Origin of the sequence: Azohydromonas australica DSM 1124 (genome assembly GCF_000430725.1) — a bacterium.
Taxonomy (GTDB): domain Bacteria; phylum Pseudomonadota; class Gammaproteobacteria; order Burkholderiales; family Burkholderiaceae_C; genus Azohydromonas; species Azohydromonas australica.
This window is the reverse complement of record NZ_AUMO01000086.1, coordinates 1-15,657: the sequence shown is the minus strand read 5'-3', so window position 1 is coordinate 15,657 and position 15,657 is coordinate 1. Positions and strand designations below refer to the sequence as shown.

9 protein-coding genes and 1 pseudogene are annotated in these 15,657 nt (G+C 70.3%); 5 read left to right on the top strand and 5 right to left on the bottom strand.

Features of this window, described 5'->3' with window-relative positions:
* Window positions 1-28 precede the first annotated feature (28 nt).
* A complete protein-coding gene (locus H537_RS56510) occupies window positions 29-3,670 on the bottom strand; it encodes a UvrD-helicase domain-containing protein (protein WP_043458864.1) in 3,642 nt (1,213 codons plus the stop codon).
* Complete coding sequence (gene recC / locus H537_RS0114695; RefSeq protein WP_028998513.1) at window positions 3,667-6,963, bottom strand: exodeoxyribonuclease V subunit gamma; 3,297 nt, start codon at window positions 6,961-6,963, stop codon at window positions 3,667-3,669. The genes H537_RS56510 and recC overlap by 4 nt, the downstream gene beginning before the upstream one ends.
* A 194-nt stretch (window positions 6,964-7,157) precedes the next feature.
* On the opposite strand from recC, the gene H537_RS0114690 reads away from it, so the two are divergent.
* Both H537_RS0114690 and H537_RS0114685 read left to right on the top strand, forming a co-directional pair.
* On the top strand, window positions 7,158-7,562 hold the full coding sequence (locus H537_RS0114690; RefSeq protein WP_028998512.1) for a nucleotidyltransferase substrate binding protein: 405 nt from the start codon (window positions 7,158-7,160) through the stop codon (window positions 7,560-7,562).
* A 204-nt stretch (window positions 7,563-7,766) separates the two neighbouring features.
* Entirely contained in the window at window positions 7,767-8,216 is a 450-nt protein-coding gene (locus H537_RS0114685) for a cupin domain-containing protein (RefSeq protein ID WP_028998511.1), read from the top strand.
* A gap of 30 nt (window positions 8,217-8,246) precedes the next feature.
* On the opposite strand, the gene H537_RS49300 is transcribed toward H537_RS0114685, so the two are convergent.
* Window positions 8,247-8,801: a DUF4148 domain-containing protein gene (locus H537_RS49300; RefSeq protein WP_051242652.1), complete on the bottom strand. Its 555-nt coding sequence runs from the start codon at window positions 8,799-8,801 to the stop codon at window positions 8,247-8,249.
* Between the two features lie 196 nt (window positions 8,802-8,997).
* Here H537_RS49300 and trkA point away from each other — a divergent pair, with 196 nt between their 5' ends.
* On the top strand, window positions 8,998-10,488 hold the full coding sequence (gene trkA, locus H537_RS0114675) for a Trk system potassium transporter TrkA (protein ID WP_028998510.1): 1,491 nt from the start codon (window positions 8,998-9,000) through the stop codon (window positions 10,486-10,488).
* A gap of 14 nt (window positions 10,489-10,502) precedes the next feature.
* Window positions 10,503-11,960, top strand: a complete 1,458-nt coding sequence (locus H537_RS0114670; RefSeq protein ID WP_028998509.1) for a TrkH family potassium uptake protein — start codon at window positions 10,503-10,505, stop codon at window positions 11,958-11,960.
* 26 nt (window positions 11,961-11,986) lie between these two features.
* Here H537_RS0114670 and H537_RS43155 read toward each other — a convergent pair whose 3' ends face one another.
* Together H537_RS43155 and H537_RS43150 are read right to left on the bottom strand one after the other, a co-directional pair.
* The gene (locus H537_RS43155; protein ID WP_238446693.1) at window positions 11,987-14,149 is read right to left on the bottom strand and encodes a putative bifunctional diguanylate cyclase/phosphodiesterase; all 2,163 of its coding nucleotides are present in this window, start codon (window positions 14,147-14,149) and stop codon (window positions 11,987-11,989) included.
* 131 nt (window positions 14,150-14,280) lie between these two features.
* Window positions 14,281-15,246 carry a DMT family transporter gene (locus H537_RS43150; protein ID WP_051242650.1) on the bottom strand — a complete coding sequence of 322 codons (966 nt, stop codon included), beginning with the start codon at window positions 15,244-15,246 and terminating at the stop codon, window positions 14,281-14,283.
* Window positions 15,247-15,441: 195 nt separating this feature from the next.
* Between H537_RS43150 and H537_RS0114655 the strand changes: the two are divergent.
* Window positions 15,442-15,657 (top strand): annotated as a pseudogene (locus H537_RS0114655) (IS701 family transposase); the annotation flags it as partial.

Here is a 15,657-nt window from a genome sequence, read left to right as displayed (position 1 = left end):
CAAGGGGTGTGCCGAATGGGAGCGCAGCTCACTCCTCCAGCAATCCCTCCAGCCCCCTCGACCACGCCTCCAGCGACCGCGTCTGCACCACCCCGCACGGCGACCCATCCTCCTGCCGCCACCCCGGCCGCACCCCGCGCACGTACAGCCGCAGCGCGCCGCCAAAGTGCGTCTCAGCGAGCCAGCCCGGCACGCGCTGGCGCAGCCAGCGCTGCAGCGCCAGGGTGTGCAGCAGCGCCTGCCGCCCGTAACCCCGGGCCGTGGCGTCGCGCGCCAGCGCCTCGGCGCTGTAGTCCCGCGCCCGCAGGCCCGGCAGCGCGGCGCTCCAGTCCAGCAGCCACCAGCGGCCCTCGTGCTCGAACACCAGGTCGACCACGCCGCGCAGGTAGCTGCCCGGCGCCTCCGGTGTCTGCGCTGGATCTGCCGGCAGGCCCAGCGCCGCCAGCTCCCCGGCCGTGAGGCTGGACGTCGGCAAGGTCAGCTCCAGAGCGCTCAGCCACCGTCCGCGCTCCAAGTGCCGCAGCCGCAGGCCCGGCGCGATCTCGGTGGAGAGCACGTCCTGCAGCATGCGCTGCAGCATCGCCGCCTGCGCCCGCTCGCGCGCCTCGCCGTGGCTGCCCCAGGTGCCCGACTGCGGATGCGCGCGCAGCGCCGCCCAGGCCGCTTCCTCCCAGGACGCCGGATCGGTGAAATCGGCGCGCGCCAGGGCTAGGCGGATCGCGTCCGCCGCTGCCGGGCCGTCCGGGAAGCGCAGCACGTCGTCGCGCGCCAGCGCCGCCCGAACCGTACCCGGCGGCTCCCGCGCGTCGTCCTCGGAACCCGCGTCCGCCGCCGGTACGGGTGCCGGCTCCAGCGCGCCGCCGTCGAGGACACGCCAGCCCGCGCTGATGCGCTGCGGCGCCGGCAGCGCTTCCAGCCGCCGCGCCGGTGCCGGCGGCAGCGGCTCGCCCGGCGCTGCGGGCAGCGGCGTAAGCCGGATGGCGTCGTTGCCGGCGGCCAGCCGCCGCCACGCCGCCTCGATGTCCGCCGGCTGCAGCCCGTGGTCGAGCCACTGCGCGGCGTCCGGGTACTCGTCTCCTGCCGCCAGCCAGTTCAGCACCGCGCGGGTGCCGGCCTGCGTGCTGAAGCCCTTGCCGGCGCGCGCCGTGTAGGGGCCGACCACCAGGTAGCAGCGGTGCACCGCGCGCGTGAGCGCCACGTAGGCCAGGCGCAGCGACTCGGCCGCCTGCTCCATGCGCTGCCGCAGCTTCAGCGCCGCCTCGGCGCGGGTGTCGTCGCAGCCCGCGCGCAGGTCCATCACCGGCCGGCCCTCGGCGTCGTGCGTGTCCACCATGCCCGGCGCGGCGGCCGGCGGCGCCTGCGCGTCCCACAGGAAGGGGCAGAACACGACGCCGTACTCCAGCCCCTTGGCCTTGTGGATGGTGACGATGCGCACCAGCGCCTGGTCCGACTCCAGCCGCAGCTGGTCGGCCTCGTCCGCGCCCGGCTGCGCACGGCGCAGCGCCAGCCAGCGCAGCAGCCCCTCGGCCGACACGCCTTGCTGCTCGGCGGCCTCGTGCAGCCGCTCGCCCAGGTGCAGCAGGTTCGTGAGCCGCCGCGCGCCGTCCGGGCGCGCCAGCAGCCGCGCGGCCACGCCGGCCTCCTGCAGCCAGCGCCGCAGCATCGCCGCCACGCCGTGCTCGAACCAGCACGCGCGCCAGCCGGCGAAGCGCTCCAGGTGCGCGGCCAGGGCGGTTTCGTCCTGCTCCAGCGCTTCCAGGGCCGCGGCGTCGAAGCCCATGGCCTCGGTCGCCAGCGCGGCGCGCAGCCGGCCGGCGTGCGCGGGCTCCAGCACCGCGGCCAGCACGCTGTGCAGTTCGCCGGCCTCCGGCGCGTGGAACACGCTGGCCGGTGACAGCGCCACGCTGCCCACGCCCAGCGCGGCCAGCGCCTGGCGCACCAGCGCGCCCTGCGCGTGGCTGCGCACCAGCACGGCGATGTCCCCGCCCGCCAGCGGCCGGCCGTCCACCCGCATGCGCCCGGCGCGGCCCTCGCGCAGCAGCCGCGCGATCTCCGCTGCCGTCGCCTGCACGGTCGCGTGCAGCGCCGCCTCGCGCAGCGGGGGTTGATTGCCCTGGCCGCGCGGCAGCAGCCACAGCTGCAGCGCGCCCAGGTCGCCAGCGGCGGGGGAGTCGTCCTCGAAGGCCGGGCGCGGCCGGGTACCCACGCCCACCGGCGCGATCTCCAGCCCCGGCAGCAGGAAGCCGCGGCCGTGCGACAGGAACAGGTGGTTCAGCGCCGACACCAGCGCCGCGCTGGAGCGCTGGTTGCGGTCCAGCGTGTAGACGGCCTCGGCGCGCTCGCGCGCGCGCAGGTAGGTGTGCAGGTCGGCGTTGCGGAAGCCGTAGATCGCCTGCTTGGGGTCGCCCACCAGCAGCAGCGGCGCGTCTGCCTCGCCCCAGACCTTCTCGACGATGGCCCATTGCAGCGGATCGGTGTCCTGGAACTCGTCGATCAGCGCCGCCGGGAAGCGCGCGCGCAGCGCCGCCGCCAGGGTCGGCACCGCCTGCAGCCGCTCGTGCAGGTTGAACAGCATGTCGTCGAAGGCGGCCACCCGCAGCTCGCGCTTGCGCTGGCGCAGCGCGGTGCCGGCCTCCTCGAACAGCCGCCGCAGCAGCCGCAGCCGGGCCAGCTCCAGCTGCTCGTCCGCCCGGTGCCGCGCGGCCAGCAGCGCGTCCGCCAGGCCGAAGAAGGGGTGCACTGGCGGGCTGGAACCCTTGCGCGTGCGCTGCGCCAGCGTGCCGGCGCACAGCAGCTCCAGCTTGTCGCCCTCCAGGTCCAGCGGCGCGAGCGCGTCGCCGCCGTGCATCCAGCGCTGCCAGCCAGCCAGTGCGGTGGCAATGCCTTCGGCGCTGTAGCTCTGGGCGTACAGGCCCGGCGCCGCGCCGCGCAGCGCCTGCGCCACGGCCTCGCGCCCGGACTGCCAGCAGGCGCGCGCAGCGTCAAAAGCCTCGGCGAGGCCGGCGGTGGGGGCGTCGTCCGCCGCCTCGTCCAGCGCCGCGGGCCACAGGGTGGGCGACAGCGGCTTGCCCAGGCGCCGCGCCATCAGCGCGGCGAATTTCCGTGGCGTGTCGCGGCGGGCGGCCAGGTGCGCGGCCAGGGCGGGGTCGAGGTCCTCGGTGGCGACGTGGCGGCGCCAGAAGTCGTGCACGGCCTGCAGCAGCAGCGGTGAGTCGTCGGCCAGCGGCGTCAGCGCCAGCGGCAGCCCGGCGGCGAAGGGCAGCTCGGCCAGCGCCCGCTGGCAGAAGCCGTGGATGGTGAAGATCGCCGCCTCGTCGAAGCTCTGCAGCGCCAGCCGCAGGCGCTGCGCCAGCGTGGCGTCGTCCAGGCCGTGCGCGTCGCGCAGGTGGCGCAGCAACTCGGGCACGAAGGGGTCGGCGTCGTGGGCGTCGCCGCCCTGCAGCAGCTCCAGCGTCTCCACCACCCGGGCGCGGATGCGCTCGCGCAGCTCGGCGGTGGCGGCATTGGTGAAGGTGAGCACCAGGATCTGCGGCAGCTCCAGGCCGCGCTCCAGCAGCAGCCGCAGCACCAGGCCGCAGACGTGCCAGGTCTTGCCCGTGCCGGCCGAAGCCTCGATCAGGCGGATGCCGTCGAGCGGGGCGGCAAAGAGGTCCAGGGGAGTGCGGCTCATGCCCGCCCACCCCGCAAGCACCGCCGCAGCGGGCCGAGCACCGCGCGCGCACAGCGCACGAAGTCATCGTCCAGCGGCTCCGCGCAACCGCGCAGCGCCAGCCGGTAGGCCTCGTCCTCGCTTTCGCCGGAGCGCTGCGGCGTGCCGCGCCAAGTCGCGCGCGCCCGCAGCAGCGATTCCTTGCCTTCCATGAAGTCCCAGGCCGAGCGCGGGAAGAAGTGCAGCGGGCGCGACAAGCCTTGCCGGTACAGCGCCATCAGCTCGGCCAGCGCGCGGTGCGGATGCGGCACCTCGCCCAGCTCGAACTCCCCGTCGCGCGCCTGCCAGCGCGTGCGCGGGGCCACGCCCGGCGGGCGGTCGGCGTTCAGCCACAGGTGCCACAGCCAGGCCTCGATGAAGTCGTGCGGCTCGGCCTCGCCATAGCGGCCCAGCCACAGGCCCTGCGGGCGCAGGTCGGCCCGGGCACCTTCCAGCTGCCAGGGCTCGCCCTCCAGCTCGAAGTCCAGCGTGGCGTTCCAGGGCGGCAGCGCCTGCGGCGCCTCGCGCAGCGCGCCGGCGTAGTCCGTCAGCGAGTCCATCTCGCGCCGCAGCAGCAGCCCGCCCAGCTGCCCGGCGGGGTACTCAGTGCCGGCTCGGGCCAGGCGCAGCAGCGCGCCCTCGTCGCCGCCTTGTGCCAGCGTGGGCAGCAGCCGCCGCGCCAGGGCGCGGCGGGAGCGGACGTCAGGCAACAAGTCCTCCTCCTCGGCCAGCGCCTCCCGCGGGCGCGGCAGCGCCAGGCCCAGGCGCCGCTCCAGCAGCACGCGGCAGGGGTTGCGGAAGAACGCGGCCAGCTGCTCCAGCGTCACATGGCGCCAGTGCTCCTCGGCCACGGGCAGCGGCGCACTGAAGAAGGGCTGGCCGGGTAGCTCGGAGGCGGCGGCTGGGAGCGAATCCGCTTCCTCGTCCGCGGCGTCCGGCAGCGGCGGCTCCCACGCGGGTGCGTCCGCCGACCGCTCCACGGCACGCTGCAGCGCCCGCGCCATGTCGGCGTCGAAGCTGCGCAGGCGCGGGTCGGAGGCCGGGTCGAAGGCAATCGGGTCGAAGGCGTGCAGGGGGTGCTCGACCACCAGCCGGGCCCGCGCGGCGGCGCGCGCCGCCGCGGAGCCGTCGGCCGCGATGGCGGGCAGCAGCACGTCCAGCAGCTCGGACACCAGCACCGAGGGTGGCAGCGGCGCGTGGTCGCGCACGCCGCGGCCGACGTAGGACAGCAGCAGGCGCTCGCGCGCCGAGAGCAGCAGGTCCAGGAACAGATTCCGGTCGTCGTGGCGGCGCTGCCGGTCGCCGCGGCGCGGCGCCAGCGCCAGCAGGTCGAACTCGGCCGGGCGCTCGGTGCGCGGGAAGGCGCCGTCGTCCAGCCCGATCACGCACACCACCCGGAAGGGCAGGCCGCGCAGCGCGTCCATGGGCGCGAAGGTCAGCTGCCCGGTGGGCACTGCGCCGGGCGCGCCCGCGTCGAGTTGCGCCTGCAGCGCGGCGCGCACCACGGGCAGCGGCAGCGGTTCCTCCAGCGCGACCGCGCGCCACTGCTCGTGCAGCGTCGCCAGGGCGCGCTGCAGCGTGCGCCAGTCCTCGCGCTCGGCCTCGCCGGGGGCCAGCAGCGCTTCGGCGGCCTCCAGCAGCGCGGCGCGCCACTGCGCGGGTGGCAGCGGGTACGACAGCAGCGCGTCCAGCCGGCGCAGCGTGCTGCCGAAGCGCCAGAACGCGCCCAGCGCCAGCGTGTCCTCCTCGCTCTCGGCGGCACCGGCGGGCAGGCGGTCGCCGAAGGGCTGCGAGGGTGCCGAAGGCAAGGCGTAGCCCAGGAACAGCCGCGACAGGCCTTCGCCGAGGCTGTGGCGCCCGCCGTCCAGGCCGGAGCGGATGGACGCCTCGCGCAGCCAGGTGCGCACCTGCTCCTGCGCGTCGGCGTCGAAGTCGAAGCGCCGCGCCACCAGCGGCTGCTGCAGCAGCTCGAAGACGTTGCCGGCGCTGAAGCGCGAGCCCACCAGCGCCAGCAGCGACAGCAGCACGCGCGCCGGCGCGTTCACGCGGCTTGGCGTGCGGCCGGCGATGGCGAAGGGGATGAAGCGCTCGCGCGGCGCGGTGCCGAACACCGCGTCCACCAGCGGCGCGGCGGCGTCCAGCGCCGGCGTGGCGACCAGGACGTCGGAGGGTCGCAGCGTGTCGTCGGCGGCGAACAGTGCCAGCAGCCGGTCCTGCAGCACTTCCAGCTCACGCCAGCGCGAGTGCGCGACGTGGACCTCCACGCTGTGGTCCCCCGGCTCCAGCGCCACGCTGCCCGGCTCCAGGTCGTGCAGCGCCAGCACCGCGTCCTGCAGCCGCGCCAGCAGCGTGGGGGCGCCGTGCGGGATGAAGGCCTCGTCCTCGATCTCGGCCTCGGTGGCGGCGTCCAGCAGCAGGTCCAGCTGCGCCTGCGTCTGCCGGCCCCAGGCGGCCAGCAGCCGCTGGCCGACCTCGTGGTAGAGCGCGCGGCCCTGCTGCTCCAGCCGCGCCAGGCGGCGCGCGTCCACCACCTCGAACCAGTATTCGCGGCAGGGGTTGAGCACGTAGAAGCACACGTCGATGCGCCGCGCCAGCGCCTGCAGCAGCGCCAGGTGCAGCGGCGCCAGCGCGAAGGGCATGAACACGTGCAGGCGGCGCGGCAGCCCGGCGGCGTGCAGGGCGTCGTCGTCCAGGCGCTGCAGCGCCAGCAGCAGCGCCTCGGCGGGGTGGCGCTGCGCCAGGCCCAGGTCCAGCCGCAGGCGGCGCCAGAGCGCGGCCTGCCAGGCCTCGTCGTCCGTCTCAGCCTCGATGCCGGCGGGCTGGCCGTCGCTCCAGGCCTGCAGCCAGTCGGCGCGGTAGGCCAGGAGCTGGTCCATCAGCGCCGCGCTGCGCTGCGCCAGCTCCCAGCGCATGAGGGCGTCGGCGCTGCCGAGCCAGGACTGCAGCCGCGGCTGCGCGGCCACGAAATCCGCGTCGCCCAGCACGCCGTGGAGTCGCCAGGCGAGTTCGGCCGGCGCGAAGGGCGCGAGCCCGGGAGCGCCGGGCAGGAGGCGCCCGCACTGCGCGGCGAGCCAGTCGGGCAGGGTGCTGAACGCGAGGTTGGCGCACACGCCCTGCGCGTCGGCGACGGCCAGCGACAGCGCCTGGCGCACCGCGTCGCCGGGCACGATGACGTGCACGCTTTCGAAGGGGTCAGCGAGGGGCTGTGTGCGCAGGGCCTGCAGCAGCGCGTGCTGCAGCGCCTGGAAACGGTTGGAAAAACAAAGGCTCAACATCGGTGCTGCGGCTGCGCGCGTGCCGGGAGAGCATGTCACCGGGCCCGCCGGGCGGAGGTTGAAACCCCTGCGGCCCGCGCGCGAGGGCGGGAGGATAGCGGCGGGGGCATGTCCGTGCGGGACACGGGCGCTCTGCTTGCCGTGGACCCGGCCTTGCGGGCCTGGGGCCGTGCAGCATCACGAGGGAGGTGACCATGGAGCTCTACATCGCGCCGCTGGGGCGGGCCATCGAGCGGCTGGACGAGGGGCTGCGGCGCTGCCTGCTGGACCCGAGCGACCTGCTGATCCGCGACGGGCTGATCCAGCGCTTCGAATTCAGCTTCGACCTGGCGCACAAGGCGCTGCGGCGCTGCCTGACGCTGGCCACCTCGGACCCGAAGACGGTGGAGGCGATGGACATGCCGACGCTGGTGCACCTGGCGCACGAGCAGGGCGTGTTGCCGGGCGACTGGCCGCTGTGGCGGGTGTGGCACGACCTGCGCGCCCACGTCGGCCACAGCGACGACGAGCCCATGGGGCCGGACGTGGTGGCGGCGATTCCGCGGTTCCTGGACGAGCTGCGGTATATGCAGCGGAGGCTGGCGGGGAGGGTGGTGTAGGGAGTGGCTGAACAGGGAGATTCTTTTGGAATTCAGGCCGCTTCCGTGTCGCATGCCGCGTTGCGAATGCGGCGTATCTGAATATGGGATGCAGCGGGCAACATGCCCGGCTCGGAAAGAGGCTTTTGCTCTGTGAGCGTCGTGGCGAAACGCTTTCAATGAGGTGGGTCCTGAACAGACACTCCTCACCGACGGAGAGATTCCATGAGCGTTTACAGCTTCGACGACAGCGCCATCGACTGGCAGCCTTTCGGCGATTTCCCGCATTTCGTGTTCTCTGTCCTGCAGGTGGACATGCAGCAGCGGATTGCCGATGTGATCTTCAAGTTCGAGGCGAACCAGAAAATCGTCCTGCACCGCCACAAAGCCTTGAATCAAACCTTCGTCGTGCAAGGCGAGCACAGAATCTACGAGCGGGACGGCACGCTGCGCGAAGTCCGCCCCGCGGGTAGCTATACCGTGTCGCCGGCCAGCGAAGTCCCTCACCAGGAAGGCGGCGGCGAACAGGATGTGATCGTGCTTTTCAGCATGCGGCCGCAGCCGGGTGAAATACTCTATGAAATTCTCGACGACAAGGGGAATGTCGTCGCCGAGATCAGCATAGAAACCTTGCTATCCATTTTCGAGGCGCAAAAGGAAACTGCCACGAATTGAGCCGCGGGACTGCCGCGGCCGGTTTCCCCTTCAACGCGCCGCCATCGCCTGCGCCGCCGGGGACGGCGCACCTTCCTCGTAGCCGCGCCGGTAGTGGCTGCCGCTGCTGAGGAACAGCTCGCCGTTGACGATCGCCTCCGCCAGCTTCGCCCTGACCTGCGCACGCGTCTTCTGTCCCTGTGACGCGAAGGGCGCCGGGCCGGATTCGCCCAGGGGGCGCGCCAGCGACGGCACGCCGCCGTTGCTGACCTCGCCGCGCGCCACGGCCTCGGCCAGCTCGGCCTTCACCTGCGCCCGCGTCTTGCCGCCCGGCGTGGCCAGCAGCCCCGGTGCCGATTCGGCGTAGGTGAAGTCGTAGGGCCGCGCCAGCGGCGGCACGCCGCCGTTGCTGACTTCGCCGCGCGCCACGGCCTCGGCCAGCTCGGCGCGCACCTGCGCGCGCGTCTTGCCCATGCCGGCATCGGCGAAGGGCGGCGGCGCGGACTCGCGGAAGTAGCCCGGCGCGCCGTCGGCGGCCTGCGCGTTGAAGGACAGCAGCGCCGCGGCGGCAGCGGCCAGGACGGTAGTGATCAGGGTGGCTTTCATGGCGGACCTTTCGTTGCGGTGGACTCGGGGTCCAGCACCGTCGGCGGGGAGGAGGGCTTGCCGGGGCTGGTGCTGACAACTTTGGCCGCCGGGCTTCACGCCGCTGTCAAGCAAGCTTCACGTTTTGATCACCGCGCCCGCCGGCAGCACGGCCTTGCTTGCCGCCGCGCAGGGGCCGCGTGAAGATGCCGCCGCCATGAACATCGTCATCCTTGGGGCCGGGCGCGTGGGAGAGAGCGTCGCCGAGAGCCTGGCTTCGGAAGCCAACGACATCACCGTCATCGACACCGACCCGGTCCGGCTGTCGCAACTGCAGGACCGGCTCGACCTCAAGGGCGTGGCGGGCAACGGCATCCAGCCCTCGGTGCTGCGCGACGCGGGCATCGCCGACGCCGACCTGTTCATCGCCTGCGCGCAGATGGACGAGTCCAACCTCGTGGCCTGCAAGGTGGCGCGCCAGCTCTTCAACGTGCCCACCACCATCGCGCGGCTGCGCAGCCCGGAATTCCAGGAAGGCACGCCGCTGACCACCGAGCGCGAGGGCTTCGGCGTGGACCGCGTCATCTGCCCCGAGGAGTCGGTGATGCGCTCGATCTGGCAGCTCATCCGCTACCCCGAGGCGCTGCAGGTGCTGGAGCTGGCGCAGGGGCGGCTGAGCCTGGTGGCGGTGCGCGCCGTGGCCGGCGGGCCGCTGGTGCAGCACCGCCTCGACGAGATCCCCAAGCTCGTGCCCGGCGCGGACATGCGCATCGTCGCCATCTACCGCCAGGACAAGCCTATCGCCGACGTGTGCGGCACCACCTGCATCGAACCCGGCGACGAGGTGTTCGTGCTCAGCGCCACGCAGCAGCTGCGCCGCGTGCTGGGCGCGCTGCGCGAGCGCGACCGCCCGGTGCGGCGCGTCATGATCGCCGGCGGCGGCCGGGTGGGGCTGCGGCTGGCGCGGCAGCTGCGCGGCGAGGTGGACGTCAAGATCGTCGAGATGAGCCGCTCGCGCTGCGACTACCTGGCCACGCAGCTCCCGGGCGACGTGCTGATCCTCAACGGCGACTCCACCGACGAGGAGCTCATGGGCGACGAGAACGTGCAGGACATGGACCTGTTCCTGGCCCTGACCAGCGACGACGAGGACAACATCATGGCCTGCCTGCTGGCCAAGCGGATGGGCGCGCGCCACGTGCTGGCGCTCATCAACCGCAAGGCCTACGCCGACCTGGTGCAGGGCACGACCATCGACATCGCGCTGTCGCCCGCGCAGGCCGTCATCGGCGAGCTGCTGGCGCACGTGCGCTGGGGCAACGTCGAGGCGGTGCACTCGCTGCGCCACGGCACGGCGGAGGTGCTGGAGGCGGTGGTCAGTGGCGACCAGGCCACCAGCAAGCTCGTGGGCCGGCGCATCGACCAGATTCCGCTGCCCAGCGGCGCGCAGATCGGCGCCATCGTGCGCGGGCTGCCCGAGCGCGGCGAGGCCGTCGAGGGCCGGCGCGAGCGGCGCGGGCGCGGCGCGGGCGAGGGGCTGATGCTGCGCGAGCGGCGCGGGCCCGTGGACGTCAGCGCCGCCGAGGTCGTCATCGCCCACCACGACACCGTGGTGCGCGCCGGCGACCACCTCATCGTCTTCCTGCCCAACAAGAAACAGGTGCGACAGGTGCAGAAGCTGTTCCAGGTCTCGCCCATGTTCATCTAGGCGGCGAGGCGCGCTTGCGGAGCCTGCTGCCCGTCCTGGCCGTCCTCGGCGGCATCCTGATGCTGTTCGCCGGCACCATGCTGGTGCCGCTGGCCTTCGCCTTCTTCGGCGGCGACGCGGCGCTGCTGGCCTACGACGGCGCCATCCTCGTCACTTTCTTCTCCGGCCTGGCGCTGTTCCTGCTGGGCCGACGCTCCCGCCGCGAGCTGCTGCCGCGCGACGGCTTCCTGCTGGTAAGCCTGGTGTGGACAGTGCTGCCGGCCTTCGGCGCGCTGCCGCTGCTGTTCCACATCGACGGCCTCTCGTTCACCGACGCCTACTTCGAGGCCGTCTCGGGCCTCACCACCACCGGCGCCACCGTGCTCACCGGGCTGGAGAAGCTGCCGCTGTCGATCAACGTCTGGCGCTGCCTGATGGTGTTCATCGGCGGCATGGGCATCCTGGTGCTGGCGGTGGCGATCCTGCCGCTGCTGGGCGTGGGCGGCTCGCAGCTGTTCAAGGCCGAGACGCCCGGCCCGATGAAGGACCAGAAGCTCACCCCGCGCATCGCCGAGACCGCGCGCGGGCTGTGGACCATCTACTTCGTGATGGCGCTGGGCTGCTTCCTGGCCTACCGCCTGGCCGGCATGGGCTGGGCCGACGCCTTCATGCACATGTGCACCACGGTGAGCCTGGGCGGCTTCGCGGCCTACGACGCGAGCTTCGGCGCCTTCGACTCGCCGGCCATCGAGATGGTGGCGACGGTGTTCATGACGCTGGCGGGCGTCAACTTCGCGCTGTACTTCGTGGCGTGGCGCCGGCGCAGCCTGCGCGGGCTGTTCCGCGACCTGGAAGCCCGCCTGTACCTGACGCTGCTGGCGGTGGCCGTGGTGGTGCTGACGCTGTTCCTGATGGCGCACGAGGTGTACCCCAGCTTCATCGAGACGCTGCGCCACACCGCCTTCCACGTCGTCTCCATCGCCACCACCACCGGCTACGCGACCAAGGACTACGCGCAGTGGCCGCCCTTCGCGCCGCTGCTGCTGCTGTTCATGTCCTGCTTCACCTGCTGCGCGGGCTCCACGGGCGGGGGCATCAAGCTCATCCGCTCGCTGCTGCTGATGAAGAGCGCGCAGCGCGAGTTCAAGCGCATCGTGCATCCGCGCGCGGTGGTGCCGATCACGCTGGGCGGGGCTGCCGTGGACGCCAACGTGCTGCAGTCGGTGCTGGCCTTCATGCTGATCTACGGCGCGGTGATGGTGGGCGCGACGCTGCTGCTGCTGTTCTCGGGGCTGGAGGTGGTGACGGCCTTCACGGCCGTGCTCTCCAGCCTGAACAACACCGGCCCCGGCCTGGGTTCGGTGGGGCCGGCGGGCACCTTCCAGCCGCTCACCGACTTCCAGGTCTGGGTCTGCACCGTCACCATGCTGCTTGGGCGGCTGGAGCTGTTCTCGATCCTGGTGCTGTTCACGGGGGCGTTCTGGCGGAAGTGAGCCGACGCGCCCGCACGGTGCCGGTGCTAGGCGGCCGGAGCCGCTTCCTCGGGAGCCTGAAAATAAGCCTGGGAGAATTTCTGCGCGGGTACGGGCCGGCCCCGGTAATAGCCCTGAATCTCGTTGCAGCCCATGCGCCCAAGATACTCGTACTCTTCCTCGGTTTCCACGCCTTCGCCAACCACATTCAGGTTGAGGGAGTGCGCCAGTGAAATGACTGCCTTGACGATGCTTGCGTTCTGATAGTCCGAGGAAATGTTGCGGATGAAGCTCTTGTCAATTTTCAGCGTGTCCAGCGGAAGGTGCTTCAGGTGGCCGAGGCTCGAATAGCCGGTGCCAAAATCATCAATGGAGATGCGAACCCCCAGTTCCTTGAGCCGGCGCAGCGTCTGCATGGAGCGCTCGACGTGGCGCATCATGCCATTTTCGGTAACCTCGATTTCCAGATACCGAGGGTCCAGCCCGCTGTCCCGGAGCGCTTGGGCGACCTGTGGCACCAAGGATTCTCTTTCGAGTTGCAGGGGAGACACGTTCACCGAAACCGCAATGGGAGGAAATCCGGCATCCTGCCATGCGCGATTTTGCAGACAGGCGGTGCGCACCACCCATTCACCGATCTTTTCCATCAGCCCTGCGTCTTCCGCGAGCGGAAGGAACTCGTTAGGCCCCAGGATTCGAAGCCCAGGTCGTTGCCAGCGAATCAGCGCCTCTGCGCCAACCACGGCTCCAGTCGTGAGATCGCACTTGGGCTGGTAATGAAGCAAGAATTCCTGATTCTCAATGGACCGGCGCAGGCTGGAGATCATTTCCAGGCCGTTGATTCCCGCATCGTCCAGGTTTTCTGAGAAGTACTGTGAAGTGTTTCGCCCCAGACGCTTGGCCTCGAACATCGCGGCATCCGCGTGCCTGAGCAGGGCCACGGAATTCGACCCGTGGGCCGGGAATAGGCTGACGCCCACACTGCAGGTCACCTGGACTTCGACGCCATTGACGATCCAGGGCTTGGCGACGTCGGCCAGTATGCGCTGCACGGTTTTTTCGACGGTCTTCTGGTTGAGCTGGTTCACCAGCACCAGCACGAATTCATCCCCACCTAGGCGGGCCACCGTGTCGCTTTCGCGCACACAGTGCCGGAGCCGATCGGCGATGGTAACCAGCAACTCGTCGCCAGACTGGTGGCCCAGGCTGTCGTTGATGTACTTGAATTTGTCCAGGTCCAGGAAAGCCACGGCCACGCATTTTCCGTCCCGGCGGGCGACGTCTATGGCTTGCTCCAGATGCTCCTCCAGGAGCGTACGGTTCGCGAGCCGGGTCAGCGGATCGTGGGTGGCACGGAAATGAATTTCCGATTCGCTGAACTTGCGCTGGGTGATGTCCTCGACCGTGCCTTCGTAGAAAAGAACCTCGCCGGCCTCGCTGCGAACGGCACGGGCATTTTCTGAAATCCAGATGACGGTGCCGTCACGCCTGTAAACCCGGGACTCGAAGTTGGACACGCTGCCATGCCTTTCCATGATCTGCATGAATTCGAGCCGACGGTTGAGGTCCACGTAAAGCTGGGAGCCTATGTCGCGCAGGCCCTCGATCAGTTGGCTGGGCGAATCGTAGCCATAAATGCGGGCCAAGGCCGGATTGACATCAAGATAGCCCTGCGCCAGCGTGGACTGGTAAATGCCCTCGATGGCATTTTGGAAAATGCTTCGATAGCGGCGCTCAGCTTCCAGTCGATTCTCGTCAGACTTTTTCCGGTTGGTGACGTCCTGGATGATTCCTTCCAGAACCGAGACGCCCTGGGCTGCACGCTTGACGGCGGATCCCCGCTCCACGACCCAGCGCAGCTCGCCGCTCTTCCTCACGAGCCGGTATTCCAGCTCGTATTTCGCGCCATTTCCCAGAGCTTCATGAACAACCTGTCGAACATGCTCGCGGTCATCCGGAAAAATGATCTGGTCGAAGGAAACTGCAGCGTGTCCGAGCAACTCCTCCGGATGGTAGCCCGTCAGTTCAAAGGCCCCTTGGCTCACGAACTCCATGCTCCACGTCGCGTCAGCCAGGCAGCGATAAACCATGCCGTCAATGCTTGCCAGCAAGGCTTCGAGCGAAGGGATGGCGGGCATGGACTGCTTGTCAGCATCCAGTACGCCGGAAACGGGATGGGCCATGACATACAGGCTAGGCACGAACACCATTGCTTGTTCGTCAACTGGTGCAGCAATGTGAGTCGCGGAATCCAATATGGCGAGGCGATCGTGAAGATTTCACGATCGCCTTGTTATCTGTTTGAGGCTGTTTGAGGTTTTTGCTTGTCTTGTCCAGATGTTTATGCATGCGAAGCGGGATTCGCGCGTAGCCGGTCCCTTGGAGGTGCCGTCGCCCACCAGGTCGCCAGCACGATCAGCGCGCCGCCGCTCCACACCCGCCAGGTCAGCGGCTCGCCCAGCCACAGCAGCGCGAACAGCGCGCCGAACACGGGCTCGCAGCCCATGAGCAGGGCCACGCGCGAAGGGCTGGTGCGTGCGGCGGCTTGGTTCTGCGCGAAGAACGCGAACACGGTGCAGAACAGCACCAGGAAGCCCAGGCTGAGCCAGAACACCGGCGCCGCCGGCAGCGGCGGCCAAGCGCCGCGCCGCATCAGCAGCGACAGCAGCAACGCGCCGAGGGCCATCACGCCGGCCTGCACCACCGTCAGCGTTAGGGCGGGCAGGGCATGGCGTCCGGCCAGGCGTCTGGTCAGGCAGACCATGAAGGCCCGCAGCAGCGCCGCCAGCACCATCAGCCCGTTGCCCAGGCCGCCGTGCGGCGCTGCCGCCGGCGCCGTGCCGATGCCGGCCAGCAGCGCTGCGCCCAGCACCGACACGCCCGCAGCCCCGAACATGCGCGTCGGGGGCTGCTGTCCCAGCACGAGCCACTCCACCAGCGGCGTGAAGGCCACGCACAGGCTGATGAGGAAGGCGGCGTGGGTGGCCGTGGTCAGGGACACGCCGTAGGTCTCGCACAGGAAGATCGCCAGCAGGTTGCCGCCCAGCAGTCCACCGATCTGCAGCCCCTGGCGCCAGTGGCCGCCCCACAGCGGCCTGAGCGCGGGTAGCAGCAGCACGAAGGTCAGGCCGAAGCGCAGGGCCAGGAATTCCGGCACCGGCAGCTGTTGCGTGGCCAGCTTGGCCAGCGCGTAGCTGCTGCCCCAGACGGCCGCCACCACCAGCAGCATCAGCTCGCTGCTGCCCACGCCGCCTTGCAGCCGCAAGCCGCCCCACGGGTGTCTTGCCTGCGCTGGGAGAATATTCATGGAATTTCGAGAAGAATTGATCGTGATGCCGGTGGCCATATTAGGTACCAATCAGATAATGACCAGCCGTTGAATCGGAACAAGATAGGACTTACGCAAAAGTTTGATAGAAAATCATAGAAATCCCATGAATTAATTTCAACTTGAACTTCTTGAAAGCATAGATCATAGTTTTGTCTTTCACTAGGCGGCGACATGAATCCATCCCGCGTGGACTACTGTCAGTTCCTGTTATCGAGTCAGGTCAACTTCACCTTGACGCACTATGCCGAGCATCATGCCCACTTCAGCCATGACGCCCTCAATCGGTATTTGAACGGCGAGCGCATCACATCACGCATCATTTGGGAAAACATTCGGCCGCACGTGATTCCCAGCGCTCATGGCTATCTGATTTTTGACGATACCGTA